Origin of the sequence: Arcicella aquatica, from assembly GCF_034928825.1 — a bacterium.
Lineage (GTDB): Bacteria > Bacteroidota > Bacteroidia > Cytophagales > Spirosomataceae > Arcicella > Arcicella aquatica.
On record NZ_JAYFUL010000010.1, the window covers coordinates 17,854 to 36,093 of the forward strand.

The 18,240-nt window shown below is 36.4% G+C and carries 8 protein-coding genes; all 8 read right to left on the bottom strand.

All coding sequences use genetic code 11. The annotated features are described in order from the left end of the window. Positions 1-53: 53 nt before the first annotated feature. A complete protein-coding gene (locus tag VB264_RS08395) occupies positions 54-1,604 on the bottom strand; it encodes a sodium:solute symporter (RefSeq protein WP_323248427.1) in 1,551 nt (516 codons plus the stop codon). Between the two features lie 168 nt (positions 1,605-1,772). After that, complete coding sequence (locus VB264_RS08400; RefSeq protein ID WP_323248429.1) at positions 1,773-5,288, bottom strand: malectin domain-containing carbohydrate-binding protein; 3,516 nt, start codon at positions 5,286-5,288, stop codon at positions 1,773-1,775. Next, complete coding sequence (locus tag VB264_RS08405; RefSeq protein ID WP_323248431.1) at positions 5,288-8,104, bottom strand: glycoside hydrolase family 95 protein; 2,817 nt, start codon at positions 8,102-8,104, stop codon at positions 5,288-5,290. Before VB264_RS08405 ends, VB264_RS08400 begins: the two co-directional genes overlap by 1 nt. Before the next feature lie 359 nt (positions 8,105-8,463). Then, positions 8,464-10,014 (bottom strand): MGH1-like glycoside hydrolase domain-containing protein, encoded by a 1,551-nt coding sequence (locus VB264_RS08410; protein ID WP_323248433.1) that lies wholly within the window; start codon positions 10,012-10,014, stop codon positions 8,464-8,466. A gap of 237 nt (positions 10,015-10,251) precedes the next feature. Further along, positions 10,252-13,017, bottom strand: a complete 2,766-nt coding sequence (locus VB264_RS08415) for an alpha-d-galacturonidase (RefSeq protein ID WP_323248434.1) — start codon at positions 13,015-13,017, stop codon at positions 10,252-10,254. 329 nt (positions 13,018-13,346) lie between these two features. After that, a complete protein-coding gene (locus tag VB264_RS08420; protein ID WP_323248436.1) occupies positions 13,347-15,530 on the bottom strand; it encodes an alpha-L-rhamnosidase-related protein in 2,184 nt (727 codons plus the stop codon). A 26-nt stretch (positions 15,531-15,556) separates the two neighbouring features. Next, positions 15,557-17,140: a sodium:solute symporter family transporter gene (locus tag VB264_RS08425; protein ID WP_323248438.1), complete on the bottom strand. Its 1,584-nt coding sequence runs from the start codon at positions 17,138-17,140 to the stop codon at positions 15,557-15,559. Then, complete coding sequence (locus VB264_RS08430; RefSeq protein ID WP_323248440.1) at positions 17,140-18,228, bottom strand: Gfo/Idh/MocA family protein; 1,089 nt, start codon at positions 18,226-18,228, stop codon at positions 17,140-17,142. The genes VB264_RS08425 and VB264_RS08430 overlap by 1 nt, the downstream gene beginning before the upstream one ends. Positions 18,229-18,240: the final 12 nt, after the last annotated feature.

Below are 18,240 nucleotides of genomic sequence, written 5' to 3' on the forward strand. Positions count from 1 at the left end.
TAAAACAGTATTGTTTACCCCAAAAAGTTTAAAGTGAAAAAAATATATTGTTTTTAACCTTGTTTTCTGTACTTAGTAATAAGAACTCCCGTGAGGAAAATGCTCAGCGTACCTATTACGATAATCATATTTTTATGTAGCGAACTTCTTAAAAAAGCATATTCTTCTGGAATACTTGATGAAAAGGTCATCCAAACAATTACTAAAATGCCTACCATTGTAGCAATCAATGCTTCATGATTTTTGCTTTGGCGACTAATTATTCCTAATAAAAACAAGCCTAACATTCCTGCTGCAAAAATACCTGATAACTGCCACCATACATCCAAGACACTCTTTACACCAATCATCGCAATACCTGTTCCCATGCCTAGTAAACCAAATACTACTGTTGCGATGTGCAATATTTTCATCTGCTGTTTTTCGCTAACGTCTTTCTTGATATAGCGCTGAAAAATATCAACAGAAAAAACCGTAGCCGATGAATTCATTCCTGAACTAATCGTACTCATTGCCGCAGACAAAATAGCTGAAATAATTAAGCCCATTAAGCCCACTGGTATTTTTGTTACCATAAAATGTGGCATTACTTTATCGCCATAATCTGCTGGTTGCAAAGACGCCATTATCGATTTAATCTCAGTTGCCGAAGCATTAGGAAAACGTTCTACTGCTACTTGATGCTTGACGGCTTCAATTAATTCAGGATGTACTTGATAATAAGCAAACAAACACGCTCCTATTATAAAAAAAATCAAAGAAGCGGGTAAATATAACCATACACAAAGCCAAAGTGATTTGGAAGCTTCTTTCTCTGACGACGTTGTATGATAACGTTGTATATAATTTTGATCCATCCCAAAATTATTCAGGTTGATAAAAAAACCATACAACAAAACCACCCAAAACGACGACTGTACAAAATCAGGAGAAAAACTCCCTAAGCTAAATTTATGATTTACTTCGCCTATTTCTACGATTTTACTAACACCGCCCGGCATTTCATTCACAATCAGATAGAGTATTAATAATGCGCCAAATGTCTTAATAACTGCCTGAACTACTTCTGTCCAGATAACCGCCTCAATACCGCCTAACACAGTGTAAATAATAATACAAACACCCATTACTAGCATGATTAATTCCATAGAATAACCCGTTAGTGCTTGTAAGCTAAGGGCTATTCCAAAAAAGATAGAACCCATTCTAGCCAATTGTGTTAATAAAAAACACACTACCGCATAAGTTCGTGCCCAAGCACCAAAACGATGCTCCAAGTGAGTATATGCTGATACTTCGCCCGTTTTTCGGTAAAATGGCACAAAATATTTTGATGCTACCCACGCTGCTAAAGGCATAGATAAACTAAATACAAAGGCATTCCAATTACTCCCAAACGCTTTGCCAGGTACGCCTAAAAAAGTATTGCTACTCAGAAAGGTAGCATAGATAGATGCCCCTATTGCCCAACCTGGAATTTTTCCAGAGGCTGTTGTAAATTGCTCAGCGTTTTTATTCTTTCTTGAAAAATAAAACCCTACCAAAACCATTCCTATCAAGTAAATAATAATAATGGCTAAATCAAAAACTGGAAGGTTTTTCATGTATTCTAACTATGAGATTGTATGATTATAAAACTGTACTTTGTTCTATATTCAACAGGACAAATATACAGTAGTATTTCTCAGATTATTTATAGGATTTTTCTTTAGTATTATACTATATTATCTTGTTACAAGCTTTTGCAAAGCTTTTTTCGACAAATCAGCAATTTATTGCACATCAAGTGCATCAATTGACAGGTTTTCAGCATCTTCCGAGGTCAGTTTTAACTGATAAGTCCCCGCGTTTATCATCGTTCCTGTACTAGTATTATAGTAACTCCATTTCCCTTTTTTGGAAGGGGGAAAAACAATCAAATCACCTTTTTTAATTACTGTCCCGTTGGTCGTCACCATATCAAGCCTAACTTTCAATGATTGTTCCGTAGGGTTATAATACTTTATTGTTAAGGAGTATGTATCTGCAACACCCACGGCAATGGTCCATTCCATCACCCCTGCGGAAGGGTTTTTGAAAGAAACTCGTTCTTTTTCCATCAAAAATTCTTTCATTACTCCTGTTCCTGATAATTGAGCTTTAGTAGCTTTATAGCTCTTGATGGTTTTTAAATCATAAGCTGGTTCTATGGTACTAGTCTGGTTAATCATCACTAAATAGTGTGGTGACTTTTCTGAATTAGCCCCAAGTACAACCTTCTCTCCTTTCAAAAAGCGTTTTCTTAATACTTTAAATGATACTCCATTTTGATACGTTGTTTGTATCAAAAGTCCTGTTTCTTCAAAGCTAGCAAGCCACGCTGGCTTTTGCATTACTGTTTCAGCTATCGCCACAAAAACATCAACATTTTCGTTGACTGTAAAAGTAAGCTTTTCTGATGAATCATTTTCCGTAAACTGTAAGGATTCTGACCCGAACAAATTGGCTGGCAAGGATACAATTTTTGCTTCGTCATCGGCATATACTTTCTCGCCAGTATCTAGCCAATGTTGAATTTTACTTAAAGGTATTTCTTCTGATTTAATTAAACTCGAATTCGTAGTTGTTGCTTTTATTTTTTTATCTAAACTAGCTATCGCTATCGCTGAAATCAATGTTTGTCCAGATTTGATATTAGGGAATGAAATGACTAATTGTCCTCCTGATATTTTTACTTTAATGGTTTTCTTCAACGCTCCATCATGCCCTACTTCTTTCCAAATGTCTAGGTTTTTCAAGACAGTTTTTTCATTCACTGCTACATCAAACAAACGCCAGCCTGTACAATCCATTCCACCTCCAGCACCAAACCAAGGTTCAATAAAATATAACTCGACTAGGTATTCTCCATCAGGCACATCAAAATGGTATTTTAATTTTTCACGACCATAACGGAAAGTCTGGAACAATTTCCAATCAGATGTGCCTTTAATTGGGTCAAATGTTCTTCGTTGACTTGCAAAAAAATTAGGGATTCCTTCAAAATCATCCGTCCATGAACTAGAGCCCCAAGTATTTTTATTTGTCTTGTGTTGGTCTGCCAACCACTTATTCCCCTGCTTGTCCGTCAATTGATTTCCCCCACAATTTACTCTGTATAAATAATGATAATCTTTTTGTGGGTTTACTAAGTCTTGTTTCCCTTGATAAAGCACCTTAAAATGAGGTGCTTCTGGAAGATGATTTAATACGATATAATCTTTGGCAACAGCTTTTCCATTTACATAAGCTATAGCATACAGTACATTGTATTGTATATCAACATCATCCCATTGAAAATGACTACCTACTCCATTCCGTTTCCTTTTTCCTAAGGACACGTTATCTATATCATTAAATAATTCTACTTCATCAGCATTAGAATATACGACAATACTATCTTTTTTACCTGTTGCTGTCCAACGGTCTGGCCAAGTATGCGAGGCAATATAAACCATTGGCTCTGTTATTTTAGAAGCATAATTTGCCCGGAACATATAAAAAACATCCAATGGTTCTTCCCAAGGCGTTAATAAACCTTTGTAATTAACAGGACCAACACGGTCTAATTCACGTAAACCTTCACCACCTTGCACTCTCCCAGGATTATCATGCGAATTAAAAAGCCAAAAGAAATGACCCGTGGTTTTATCTTTAGCAGCTTCCGCTAAACGTACCTTCAATTCCATCAAATTGGTCATTTTATCTTCGCTAAAACCCTCTTTTTTATGTAAATCTAAGGTTCGCCAAGCACCGTATTCACCAATAAGTACTTGTCTTTCTACATCCTGACCATATAAATTAGGGTCGCCCCCATAAGTCCCTGTCCAGTTCTGTGGAACATCCCAATCAGTTCCTTTTCCTCCGTTACAAGTTGTTATCTTGCGTTGTGAAGATGCTGTAGGGTCAAGTTGACGAATAATATCGCTACATTCTCTGGCAAAATCTTCGGGTAAAGTACTTTCATTTTCCAAACCCCAAAGTACTATAGATGGACTATTTCTACGTTCTTTAACCCAATCTTTTAAAAGTGTCTTGAAGTTTTCTCTAAAAGCAGGTGTATCATACCACACATGTGCCGCCATTTGTGGCCACCAAAGTATGCCCGATTTATCCCAATATTGCTGATAATCTAAATTATGCGGTTGGTGAGCGTCTCGAAAAGCATTAAATCCTGCCGACTTGATTTGTTGTACCCTAGCGTAAATTTGCTCTTTGCTAAAAGCATGGCTATTCCCTATTAAGTGTTCATATTCTGCAATGCCATTGATAAAAACTGCCTTTCCGTTCAATAAAAACTGTTTTGAGTCCTTTTTCCCAATGGGCCAACTGATGGTACGAATACCATAATCTGTTTTTATTTCATCTATTTTTTTCCCATTTTCAAATACACTTGTGCGTAATTGATAGAGATACGGGTCGGCTAAAGACCAAAGGTGTGGGTGATTGATGGGAAGAAACTGCTGGTTAATGGTAAGAGTGGTATTAGAAGTAACTTTCTCTTGCGTCTCTGCTTTTGTTATGGTTACACCTGTTTTATCGATTAGTTCATTCAGTATCGTAATCGTTGCCGATGCTTTTCCATAATTCTTAATCTCTGTTGATATTTTCAGCGTAGCCGATTTTTCTGAAGCCGTTGAATCATTCCAGATATGAACACCAAAGGGTGCTATCCGTACTTCATTAGTAACGATTAAATGAACTGGTCGGAAAATACCCATCGGTTGTGAACCTTCAGAAAAACCTCGTTCAGGTGAACATCCCCCACAAACCCAAGGTAAATCTTGGATATTGGCAGGGTGGTCGGCACGAACTGCTAACGTATTTGCCTGATTATCAAGCAAAATATATGTTGTAACGTCTAATGTAAAAGTAGTTCTTCCACCGGCATGCGTACCAACTTTTTTACCATTTAGCCAAACGGTGGCATAAGAGCTCACACCTTCGAAATATAGAAAAAACCGCTTCCCTTGCTTTTGTTCTTTTACCTTAAAGCTTTTGCGATACCATGCATAACCATGTTTATTACCATGAAGCATTCGTCTATATCCTTCATATTGATCCCAATTATGAGGAACATTTACATTTTCCCACGTCGCAACTGAAAAAGTATTCTGCTCAAAATGGGCAAAAGCATTGGAAAGCGAATCGTTAGCTGTAGTAAACCAATTGTTATCTAATGAAATATCTTTGCGAAGAAATGTTTGTGCTTCGGAATGACGGGATAAAAAAAGTGTCAGAATTAAAAAACGATATAAGAATATTCTCATTATTGCAATGCTCCATTAAATGTATAAATTTTACCCTTCGTGGTTTTAAAGTCAAGCACTTTATCGCCATATCTCAAAGCGCATTTTTCTCCGGCTTTTGATAATATTTTCAGACTGACCAACTTTCCTTCTTTCCAAGTAAAGTCTAATTCAAAGCCCCCTCGGGCTTTTATTCCCTTTACAGTTCCTTCTTTTAAATCAATTGGTAAAGCAGGTAACAAATCAATGTATTTTGTATGGCTTTGGATGAGCATTTCGGCAATACCAGCAGCACCTCCAAAATTACCATCAATTTGAAAAGGCGGATGAGCATCAAACAAATTTACATACGACCCTCCCGCTCCACTCGCTGGACGAATCAGCATTTTAATCATTTTCATGGTATGGTCTCCATCTTTGAACCTAGCCCAGAAATTGATTTTCCAAGCCAAACTCCATCCTGTTCCTTCGTCACCACGATAAATTAATGATTGTCGCGCCGCTTTCATCATATCTGGCGATGTTTCCCAAGTAATATCATTGCCGGGATGTATTCCCCATAAATGCGATACATGGCGATGTTTGCTAGTGGTATCGTCTTTATCCTCTAGCCACTCTTGCAACTGTCCGTATTTCCCAATTTGGTTAGGGGCTATCTGCCTATATTTCGTTAATAAAGTATCTCTAAAAGCTTTGTCAATTTTTAATACTTCACTGGCTTCAATACAGTTTTTGAATAAATTTCGAATGATTTGATGATCCATTGTAGGGCCTGCTACCAATCCCCCATTTTCTGGAGAATTAGAAGGTGTACTGATTAACCAACCAGTTTTAGGGTCTTTTACCAAGAAATCTACGAAAAACGCTGCTGCTCCTTTCATGATAGGATAAGCACGGTTTTTCAAGAAAGATTTGTCTTGGGTAAATAAATAATGTTCCCATAGGTGTTGGCTCAACCATCCGCCACCACTCACCCAAATACCATGATTTGAAGCATTGATAGGGGCAGTTCCACGCCAAATATCAGTGTTATGATGCACCAACCAACCTCGAGCATTATAGTATGTTTTAGCTGTTTCAGCACCCTTTTTAGCTATTTCATCAATCATTTTGAAAAGAGATTCGTGCATAGGCGCTAGATTCAGTACTTCGGCTGGCCAATAATTCATTTCTGCATTAATGTTGGTAGTATACTTACTTCCCCAAGGTGGCGTAAGTAAATCATTCCAAATACCTTGTAAATTAGCAGGATTTGTTCCTAATCTGGATGAAGAAATTAGTAAATACCGCCCATATTGTACATACAGTGCTGCGAAAGATGGATCTGAATGATGTTGAAATTGTTGTATCCTTTCATCAGTTGGCAACTTGTCCATTTTATCTTTTCCAAAGTCAATTGAAAAAGTATTATAATATCTTTGGTATTCTTTTAGGTGGTTTTGTTTGATGGAAAGAAAAGCTTTTGGATTTGTAGCGGTAAGTTGTTGGATGCTTTGAAGCCTCTTTTTACAAATTTCTCTTGGATTGGCAGACGTATTTTCATAATCAATAAAATTAGTTGCTACCACTAAATATAGCGTTACATCATCTGATTGTTCAACTGAAATTTTATTGTCATTGACACTAACTTTCCCATTTTTAGCAATAACCAATAGATTGCATTCTCCTTTCAAAACGCCATTTCGAACTTTTACAGATAAGGATAAAGTATGATTATCTATGTTGTGAACTTCAAAGTATTTATGCGGACTTGTCAAGCTAGCTTCAAAACTAATACTTTTCAGTTGACTGGCTGAAAGATGTACTACTATCGCCTGATTTGGTTCGCTGGCAAAATATTCTCTGGTAAAATCTATTCCTTTTGAGGTATAGCTTGTTTTAACTATGGCTTCTGATAGCGATAATTCTCTTTTATAGTTGATATAGTTTTCAGTTCCTTTAAAATCAATGAATAAATCTCCAAAAGGTTGATAATCTGCTTGGTATTTTCCAATAGCTGGTGGCTCGTCATTTTGAATAAAATATTTCCAATCTTTAACCAATGATATTCTTTGTACGCCACTTTCATTGGCTGGATAAATCCCAATATGTCTGGTAGTATCCTTATATCCTGCTATTCCTCCTTTATCAAAATAATTAATTACTTGAATAGCAATGCTATTTTTACCTACTTTTAATACTTCAGCAGGAATTTCATATTTTCTAATATCTGTGCTGTTGGTTGTACCAATTAACTTTCCATTTATATAAGTAAAATCATGGTCGCGAACTCTATTTAAATCCAATATCAAGTTTTTACCTTGCCAATTCGCTGGTAAATCAAAAGTAGTTCTAAACCAAAGTGCACCGTCTAATCCTTCCAGTCCTACTGTTTCCCAGCCTTCATAAGTTGGTACTTTGATAGTCTTCCAAGCAGTATCATCAAATTTATCGTCAGCAGGATTTCCAGAAAATTCTTTTAATAACTTTAGTTGTTTTAGCCAGTCTTCCCGTTGCCCTTCATTACTTTTGGTACCCATGAATTTCTCTTGCGCTAATAATTCAGCCTCTTTTTGCTTTCCTTCTTGTAATAATCGACGGATTTCTGCTAAGTGTTGTGATGCGTTTGGGCGATTATAATTCCTTGGTTCACCTGTCCATAACGTCTCTTCATTAAATTGTATTCTGTCTTTCTCTAATCCTCCAAAAACCATTGCACCCAATCTACCATTTCCGATTGGTAAAGCATCTGTCCATTTTTCCGCAGGCTTTTTGTACCAAAGTTTATAGGCTTGCGCATTGGTAAGCAATGGTAAGAAAATGAAAAGAATACTTTTGAGTAAAGAAGTAGATTTCATGATGAATAGTCTATGGATTTGTCAGTTAAGGGATTTAAGTATAACATTATGTATAAAAATATTACTCAACTCTTTACTATTAGGGGGCGACTTAAGTCCTAACGATTGCCCACATCTTTTAAGAAGTTGAAATGAAGATGTAATTATTGACAAAATTGTTTCAAACAGGCTTAAATCATCTTTCAAACTGAGCTTTGGTCGCCTCATGTCACAGCCTGACTACCTGAAGCTCTTATTTCTAGCGAGGGACTTAAGTCCCTCGCTAGAAATAAATACCTTGATTACCAGCTATTTATATACTTGTGGGTAATCAATAGGACTTAAGTCTCCCCCTAATAGTAAGAGTTGACACTGATAACTTATAAACTCACCTTTAAATGTTTTAATTTTTTAGCTTGGGCTATTTGTTTTCCTTCAACAAATACCAAAAATCCTTTGCCTTTGCCATATTTTTTTCCTGTTTTATCCCAAAGAATTGTTAGGTTTTTCCCGTGATAAAAAACGTTGTCTAAACAAAACCAATCCCATTGTTTTTCAGGTATCAATGGATTGATTTCTAATATATTATCTGCTCTAGGTTTTAGTCCAACCAAATCATTAATAATCAAATCTGCAAAACTTGAATGATTATAAAATTTACTTCTTGGGTTATCCCCTTTCAGCCATTCTCCATTTTTTTCATCCTGATACTCTCCCAAATACAACTTGCCGTTCATTTGATGTGAATTGGCATATTTGAATAATTCATCATAAAAAACCTGTGAACTCATTGTTCCATGGTTTTTGTAATTAGTAAGCAAATTCGATAAACCTTTCAGGGTTTGTGTAGTGGCATAAGGCCAAAGAGGACCGTCCCATTCACACCCATGACCAGAACCATGTGTTCTAAATAATGGATGACGACGTTCGGCAGTTGTTAATCCCCAAGGAGATTTAAAGCCCGAAGTATCTGTCAATTGATTCCATGCATGGGCAACATTGGGTTTGTCTTCTGGTAAATTAAAATACCAAGGAATAAAACCGATAGCCTCGCGAGCATTCGAAAAATTGCTTGTTTTTTCAAGCTTTACTTTGAAAAAAGATGCCTTTTCGTCCCATAAATTATCAAGTACTAATTTTCTAAGAATTGTCGCTTTTTGCTCATACTTTTTTGCCATCGTATCATTATGAACGAGGGTTGCCATAGCACTTAATGCTTTAGCATTTCCGTACATATAGCTATTAATGGTAGGACGAATATTCTTTTCTTTTCTTCCGCCACTGATAGATTCTTCCATAGCATCTTTTACGTCAAATTGGTAGAAAAGCTGATTGGGCAATTGTTTTTCTACCTCCCATTTTCGATAATCAGCTTCCATTGTCAGAAGATTCTTTTCGATAAAAGCCTTATCTAAATTTACTAAATAACGATTGTAAACTGCATTATCTATCCAACTACTAAATCCATGAAAGCGTTGGACAGTATGCTTAGGGTCAACATCCAACCAAAAAGTAATATAATCGTTAGTGTATTGTTGATTTCGTAGCCAACGGCCTTCGTAGATATGATGTCCTAAAGCACTACTTACAGCATTATGTTTACCAGCATGGTTTACTTTGGTAATAAATTCTGTAAAAATAAATCCGTCGGAAGTTTGTTTAAGATGCTTACGCAATGCCCACCAACGATAATAATATACTTTCTGAATCACCGAATCTGGACATTCAAACAATGGAATATTCTGAGAAAGCCACTCAAAAGATTGGGCATTAGGCACATAATTTACGACAGCTTCATCATCTGACGCATTAAATTCTGTTACGAATCCTTTTAGTTTATCCGTTGATAATATTGTTGCTTTTTGGGCAGAAGTATTAATCAACGAAAACAGTAAAAGTATTGTGATAAAGTAAAGTGATCTATATTTCATAATAATTTTATCCAAAATATTAATTAAGATTATTTAAGTAAATCCATTTCTCATAGGCTTACTTTTCTTGCCTTGATGCAAGAAAAGTAACCGCAACGGCGGACCGTAAAAGAAAATCAAGAAATTCCGAATTGCAACGGCGCCCCGTCTCGCTTCGCTCAGACAACGGAATTTCATAAAAAACTAATACCTATTTTGTATAATCCACTGATTTTTTACTTGAATATTAAAAACTCCTTACTCAAATAGCCAATCTATGTTTTTCTTGTTGCCAGCCAAGCCTGCATCTGTGATAGGTATTTCTTGATTCCCTTTCATAAAGCCCAGTACTAAGCAAGCTCCTTTGCCAAGATTCAAGGTATGACTTCCTGCTTTGAACGAATATGCATGAATATTGACAGCAGGAAATCCAGCGATGAGCAAAGCATTAGAAATCTTAATTTCTGACTGTCCGTAATCATTAGCACTGGCATCCGTTTCTAATTCAGGTGCTTGCAAGAATTTACGGTTTTTATCATTAAAGAATCCAACCAGTAACTTTACAGGCTCTGTAGTGGTAAAAGTCAGACTAGTACCTATTGTTTGTTGTTTGTCTTTACTAAACTTTATTCCTTTTAGTTTTTTTAATTCAACCGCCAAATCGCTAATGGCTGATAAAGTATCTGAAAATACCTGCTGTGCTTTTTCATTCTGATAAAATCCTTCAATGTTTGAGGTAATTTTTACTTCAACATTTTCAAAAAGTACAGGTTGCTTGATGGTAACATTTTTTTGAGACTTCAAGGAATCTATCGAAAATTTAAAGCGCGTTAATTCTTTTTGATAAACAGGTAACATTTCTTTCCAATGAATAAAGGTTGCATCTACACCACGCATCGGTATTTTACGCTGTTTGGTTTGCATACTATTCGCATATAAATAGGCATTTTGGGTGTATTTTACTAAATCCCCAAAATGTTTTACGCTACTTTCTAAATAGGGTAATGCTTTTTCTAAATCTTTTATGTCGTTGGAATTTTTATAGCGAAGTACTGCTAATGACGCTCTTACTTTTTCTGCATAGAAATTTGCCATGGCATCATAACAATAAGTATCGTTTTTCAATCGAGCAAATTCTGCTTTATCCTTTGTTACAAATTTTGAAGCCTTATTGATAGCTACAACGGCTTTTCTACCATGTTCTACTACTTCATCGGCCACTCTTACTGGCGTTTCTCCTATGTGTTTTTCATTTTTCCACTCTTTATCGGCATATTCAATAATCATCTCACCTTCAGGTGCTTCCGATTCATACAACATTGTGAATAATCCATAGCGGAAAGGATTTATCAACTGTGTCATCAACATTCCCAAAGTAAGTGTTTGACGATTGCCGTCTGTAATGCCATAACGTCTAAGCAATTTGGGGGAAATCTCTCCTACTTCTTCCATCGCTTCCAATACATTTTTTGCCTTTTCTTGTGGCAAACCATATTTATTGGCTAGTTCTTTTCCCCAATAATTTATTTCAGTATCACGTTTCCTGTGGGAATCCCATGCATACCTTGCCCAAGTTTTATACCACATCCAATCTCTATCAATTTGCATCAAACGCTTGCCTCCCACTTTATCCGCCGCAAATGGCCAATCCCAATAAGATGCTTGTGGGTACAAATGCAGACCATTAGCCTCATAAGTATTATGCATAGCCAACACTGATTTTTGAATAAAGTCTGGTGAGCTGTAACGAAAAGGTTCAAGATTCGCTAAAATATGCACATTCTCTACATGAACCGTCCCGATTCTACTTAAACTTCTGTGTAATTCAGCCCAAGAACCTCGTGGCGTATAAGTCGTCAGTGCTTCTCCGTTGAACTTCGCCATGGTGTATAGGTTTTTATATAACGGCAAAGCTTCTTTCATTACTCTTGGCGCATCAGTATCGTGTGCACGAAGAACGATAGGCGGTTCGGTGGTTTGTCCTATTGCTTTTAAACCATCTTGTACCCCTGGAATGATTGTCTTAGTAAACCAATCAACATCATCTTGCCCTACGCCTTCCATGGCTTCCCCTAATGTGATTAATAAACCTACATTAGGGTATTTCTCCACAAAAGCGGCGATAGATTTACGCGTATAATCGGCAATAATAGGAATGATAGGACGATTACGGTCTTGTGTTTCCAAATGATGTTTTTCAGCAAAAGGTTTAGGAATAATAATGTTATAAAACATCTGTATTACCCAAATACCTCGTTTGTCTGCTTCATTGGTAAGAAAACGAAAAATCTCTTCATTTTTTTTGAACGTTTCATCGTCAACCTCTACCGCATAAGGATATTCTTTTAGCTTCACTAAAGACGAAAAAGGGTGTCCATTCCATAAATACAAAGAATTATAACGGTTTTCTACCATCATATCTAAATACTGAATCCACATGGCTTTATCATAAAACCAAGGAAAACTCTCTGGCGTATACGGATATTCATAAGTTCCTCTTCCTGGCAATAAAGTTGGCTTTTGTAAGCCTATGCAAGTACCACGCAAAACCATTTCTGGTTGTTCGGTGATATTAATTTCTTCTGATATTTTCCCTTTTTCTTTGATTTCCTCAGCTAATGCTAAACATCCATACAACACTCCTGAGGCATCTTTCCCCACAATTGAGATTGGTTTGTTAAGTGCCTTAACAATTGAAAATCCTTCTTTCTTAAGCTCTTTATTGTTGTCAATATTGTATAAAGAAAATGCCTTTTGAAGCTTTTCATCTGGTGAAGTACCTATCAAGATAACTGTTCCTTGTTCTTTAGTCTCCGAAACAAGCTTTACGGTTACTTGATAGCCTATTGCTGACAAACTTGTTTTGAGCTTATCAACACCAAATTTGACACGTTCTTGATTCGTATCAGCCAATAAAATAGTAGCTAAACGCTTTTTTTGTGGACTTTGTGAAGCTAATATTTGTAAAGAAAAACCACAGAAAATCAGTAGGTTAAGGATAATATATTTCAAAAACTTATTCATACGATGATATAATATATTGATAAAGCGATTGGACAACTTTTTTATTTTAAAGAAAAATCTAATAAAGTATCAATAAAATTCAACTTAGCTAAAATAATGATACAAATTTATTGTTAAAGCCAGGCATTTTTTTCTATCATTTTTCCTAACTATTGTACAATTTTATCTTATCTAAATAATGTTTGGGTGAAGTGAAAATTTACAACAAAACTAACGTTCGTATTTATTAATGAGGATTCTTTATTTAATATACGCTTCTTTGTTGTTTTTGTGGAGATAAATAAAAAAACGGACGATAAAACGCCCGTTTTTAATCAATACTCTAAATATTATAATCCATAAGTCACTTCGTATGATTTACCTTTTTCAAGCGTCAACTCATACATATCGTTTGCTAAGGCTTTGATAGTTCCTTCTTGGCAAGTTGGTTTTATTTGGCTTTTAAAACGTAAAGTGCCTATTCCGCCAGCTCCTTTTATTTTGATTTGTTTTGTACTACAATACACCTTTACATCGCCATCAGGTGTCGGCACAGCGCCTTCCATCCATTGCAAACCTCCTAATTGTGGTTCAACTAAATATGTTTGGTAACCTGCGGAAGTTGGTTTTACGCCTAAGAAATATTTACCTAACAAATAAATAGGACTTGCTCCCCATGCATGACAAAGGCTTTTTCCGAAAGGACGACCATACATGGCATAATGTTCGTCGCCTTTTTTGTTCGGATTATATTCTTCCCAGAAAGAAGTCGCTCCTAAATTCAACATACCACCCCAATAGTCTTTCATTTCTTTCAATACATAGCTTTGTTCACCTAATGCACACAGTGCCTCTAATTCATAAAAGCGCATATATGGTGTTGTAATTTTCTGAATTTTATCATTCAACAACACATGTTTTTTGACGTCTTGCTTTTTGGCTTCATCTAAATAATTAAAGAAAATCGCAAACATATTGGCATATCGAGTCACGTTATCAGTCTGTTTTCCTTCTACTCGGCTATGTACTAAAGCATGCTTTTCATCATTCCAATAATTTGAGAAAAGTTTCGCTTTCAAGTCAGTCGCTAACTGATTATACTTCTTTGCTCCTTCAGTATCATTTACAATACTGGCACATGTTGCCATTGTTTCCAGACTTCTCGCCAAAAGCAACTGTTCAAAACTTACTTCTCCTTTTTTACTTAAACCATCTGCCCAGTCAATAAAAACCCAGTCGCCCGTCAAGCCTTCCATCATCCCGTTTTTATTTCGGCGTGATAAACAGTAATCCATTAAACTTTGCATTCTTGGATAAAACTGCTGAATAAATGTTTTATCGCCCGTATATTGGTAATAGTCGTTGATACCGATAAACCAATAAAAGGTATAATCCATGATGGTATTTACGTGGCTAGTAACAGGGTCTTTTCCTCTAAGAGCCAACAATGTGCGTGTAACCGAAGGAGAATCGAACAATAAATAGTAGTTCATCAAATAACTCTGATAAGCATCTCCCGACCAAATCCAGCGGTCACGCTTGATACCGTCAATAAAGAACTCACGGGTATTCAAATGAAAAGTATAATTTGAAACATCGTAGATTTTATTAATTTGTTCATCAGAACAACGGAATCCACCACGGTCGGCTACGGGTAAATATTCATATAACATCGATACCGAGTCGAGTGATACAGCGGCATCAAATTTTATATTGACAAACCGAAAAGCCTTTGAAAGCTCCATGGTCATATTGCTTTTCTTAGTCTGACTTACGTCAATATCATCTAATGTCTCGCAGGTTTCTGTAGCTAAGGCTTCCTCTTTAGACTCTCCGTAATAAATCTTGATTTTACCTTTTCCTTTTAAACCATGTAATTTGATAAACCCAAAAGTTTCTTTGCCAAAATCAGCCAAAAGGCTTTGTTGTTTTTTCTCAACTTTTACGGCATGCTGTACCTTCGTTTCTAATTTAAATTTAGAAGGTGGTACTGATGCTGAATTAAAATTCCAAAATCCTGCGTTGAGCCATTTTGTACCCGATTGGTCAGAGGCTTTTCCTGTTTCATCAATCCATTCTTTATCTTCAAAAGTAACTAACCACGAAGCATCCGAGACTACTCTTTTACCTTGTACAAAAATGGCAGGCACACGGTCTTGGCAAAATACTTTTAAACTCACCTTATGCTTTCCTGCGGGTACTGTGATTTTTTTAGGGAATCCGCTGATTGCTTTTCCATCTATCTTCACATTAAACTGACCTTCTACAAAAAGGGATACTTCTTCAGAAGCAGGCAAATCAAAATCTTTATGAAAATCAACCAAGTTATAGTGACTATCTAATTTCCAAAATGGAGGAAAAAAAGAACCACGTTCAGTTCTTCTATTTTGCATTTTGTTACTGAGCCACACCTCAAAATCTCCTGGATACCAAATCCAAGTAGCTTGGTTCTGTGCCAATACAGGCGAACAAAAAGACAAAAAAGTCAGGATAGCCAGTAATTTCGTTTTCAAAGAGATTTTTGTGGAAAGCATATCAATATGATTAGATTAAAAGTTCATTAGTTAAAAAAGAGGTAAAGGGCAATCATTACAATCGTTAGCAAAAGCCATGAAATCCATACTTTTTTTGTTGGCTTTTCTATGCTGTTTTTTTCTTCAAAGGTTGCTAAATAAACCGTAGGCTCATTATCTAACAGTGATATAATGATGGCTAACACAAAAAGAAAAGCAAAAATCAAGAATGAAAGCAAAAGATAGTGTGGCCAAATAGGATATTTGTCGGGAGTGAAAACCCATAGGTACATTACTCCAATCCCTAAACTAACGACCGAACCTGCCGAAAGCGTAAAATTTACCGCTTTCTTGGTAGTTCTTTTCCAGAAAACAGTCAGTAAAAATACAACAGCCAAAGGTGGCGCTATAAAACCTAAGACTGATTGAAAGACATCAAATAAATTCAACCCTTTGATGCTATCAATTGCCAAGGCCATCATAATGGCAAAAATACAACCTGCAATAACCGTGTATCGTCCTACTTTAATAATTTCCTGATTGGTTGCGTGTGGATTTATTTTCTTTAAATAAACATCCATTGTAAAAACGGTACTCAAAGAATTTAAAGACGAACCTATTGTACCGACAAGTACAGCGATTAAAACAACAATGACTAAACCGTTCATTCCGGGAGGAAAAAGGTTAGTAACCATCGTCATATATGCTTCAGATGGGTCTTTTAAATTGGGGAAAAGGATATAACATAAAATACCCGTTAAAATAAATAAAGGCAGAGACAGTATTTTTAACCAAGCAATAAAGTTTACACCTAATTGACCTTGTTCTAGATTTTTAGCTCCTAATACCGACTGTACCATCGCTTGGTCTGTACAGAAAAAAGCTACTGCTGCTACTGGATAGCCCAATAAAATAGCATACCAAGGATATTTTGTATCACTAGCAGGGTGAATCAGCGTCCAATAATGAGCAGGGACTTTATGATAAACCTCCGAAATACCTCCTACTTTAATAACGCCTAATATGGTAAGTGTTAAAGACACTGCAATCAGTAAAATCATTTGGAATACATTTACTTTTGCAATGGCCTTTAGTCCACCTGCAAAGGCAAATAAGCCCGCAAATAGCACCAAGACAATCACAGATTGCCACATGGGTATTCCCAAAATTTGCCTCACTAAAAAGCCCCCTGCAAACAAACCTAATGATAACCAAGAAATTAGTATCTTGATTAAGGCATACCAAGCCAAAATAGTTTGGGTAGAATCACCATAACGTTTACCCATAAATTCGGGCATGGTACTTACATTCGCTGCAAGGTATTTAGGGGCAAAAACGATAGCAAGTAAAAATAAAAAGACAAAGGCGTACCAATCAAAATTTACGGCTACAATACCCGTGCTATAACCTATACTCGCAAAGGCAAGTAGCATAGAAGGCCCCACGTTAGTACCCCACATATTAAAACCGATACTCGACCAGCCTAACGATTTATTAGCCAGAAATAGGGTTTCATCCTTATTAGTTTTGTCTGAGAAACTTGCTCTGTAACCTATGACTATTAAGATAACCAGATAGGCTACTACAATACTATAATCTAAAAAGGTTAGGCGTTCTACGATGTTTCCCATCATCTAAAGTTATTTAAAATGTCTGCACTAAGATGATGAGTCGCCAAAACGTCAGCAATTTTCACAGGTGTGCCCGTCTGTAAAGACTTATCCATTGCCTGCAATAATGCCACCGTTCCAATACCTTCTTTGATGTTTGGATAAGCCGTTTCACCACTTTCTAAACAATCAGCAAAGTATTCTAAATAGTTTTGGTATTCTCCAGCATGATGGCTTTTGCCCTCAAAACGGAAATAATGTTTAAGCTTATGTTCCCAAGTTTGGACTCTTTCTTCCCCTGTGTTGGTAGTAACCGCATAGCGTAAATCCATGTAATCAGCTTGGCTACAACCTTCTGTCCCTCTTAGGATACAGCTCATTTCACTATCGCGTACTACTGGTTGAACAGGACCTGTATATGCTCCACTTACTCTGGCAATTCGCCCATCAGTCGCTTTAAAAATAAAGTGCATGGTATCGGCATTTTTCAGCCCTCCTTTTACGCCATTCGAGCTCAACATGCCGTAACCCATTACTTCTTCTATATTGGGCAAATACCATCTGATAAAATCTACTGGGTGACTCAAGCCCCCATAAAGCCATTTAAAAGCATTCTCTAACGACCATCCTTTATCCAGAAACCATCTGTGGTCAGCATGGTAGTAGCCTTCAATGGTAATTAATTCGCCAATAAGTCCTGCTTCAAAGTCTGCTCTTTGTTTTTTCATAGGTTCAAAAAAACGAGAACTTTGTCCGACAAAAACCTTTTTGCCTGTACTTTCTGAAAGCTCAATTAATTCTTTAGCCTTTGATAAATCGTCAATAAAAGGTTTAGTACACACTACGTGCTTACCATGTAATAATGCTTGCTTGGTATGCTCTGCATGGAATTTATCAGGCGTATAAATCGCGATGATGTCAATGCTTTTATCATCTAATAAATCTTGATACTCGGTAGTGTAATGATGAAAGTCGAACTCCTTCGCTCTTTGCTTGCATAAATCAATATTACGGTCGCATACTTTAACTAATGCTAATTTCTTGCTAGCCAATGCTGCCGACATAGTACTTCGACCTTCTCCTAAACCTAAAATTGCTATTTTCAACATTTTTGATTGCTA

Coding starts and splice junctions, on each gene's coding strand:
- VB264_RS08420 (WP_323248436.1), bottom strand. CDS start 15,530: ATGCTTTCCACAAAAATCTCTTTGAAAACGAAATTACTGGCTATCCTG.
- VB264_RS08395 (WP_323248427.1), bottom strand. CDS start 1,604: ATGAAAAACCTTCCAGTTTTTGATTTAGCCATTATTATTATTTACTTG.
- VB264_RS08410 (WP_323248433.1), bottom strand. CDS start 10,014: ATGAAATATAGATCACTTTACTTTATCACAATACTTTTACTGTTTTCG.
- VB264_RS08400 (WP_323248429.1), bottom strand. CDS start 5,288: ATGAGAATATTCTTATATCGTTTTTTAATTCTGACACTTTTTTTATCC.
- VB264_RS08405 (WP_323248431.1), bottom strand. CDS start 8,104: ATGAAATCTACTTCTTTACTCAAAAGTATTCTTTTCATTTTCTTACCA.
- VB264_RS08430 (WP_323248440.1), bottom strand. CDS start 18,228: ATGTTGAAAATAGCAATTTTAGGTTTAGGAGAAGGTCGAAGTACTATG.
- VB264_RS08425 (WP_323248438.1), bottom strand. CDS start 17,140: ATGGGAAACATCGTAGAACGCCTAACCTTTTTAGATTATAGTATTGTA.
- VB264_RS08415 (WP_323248434.1), bottom strand. CDS start 13,017: ATGAATAAGTTTTTGAAATATATTATCCTTAACCTACTGATTTTCTGT.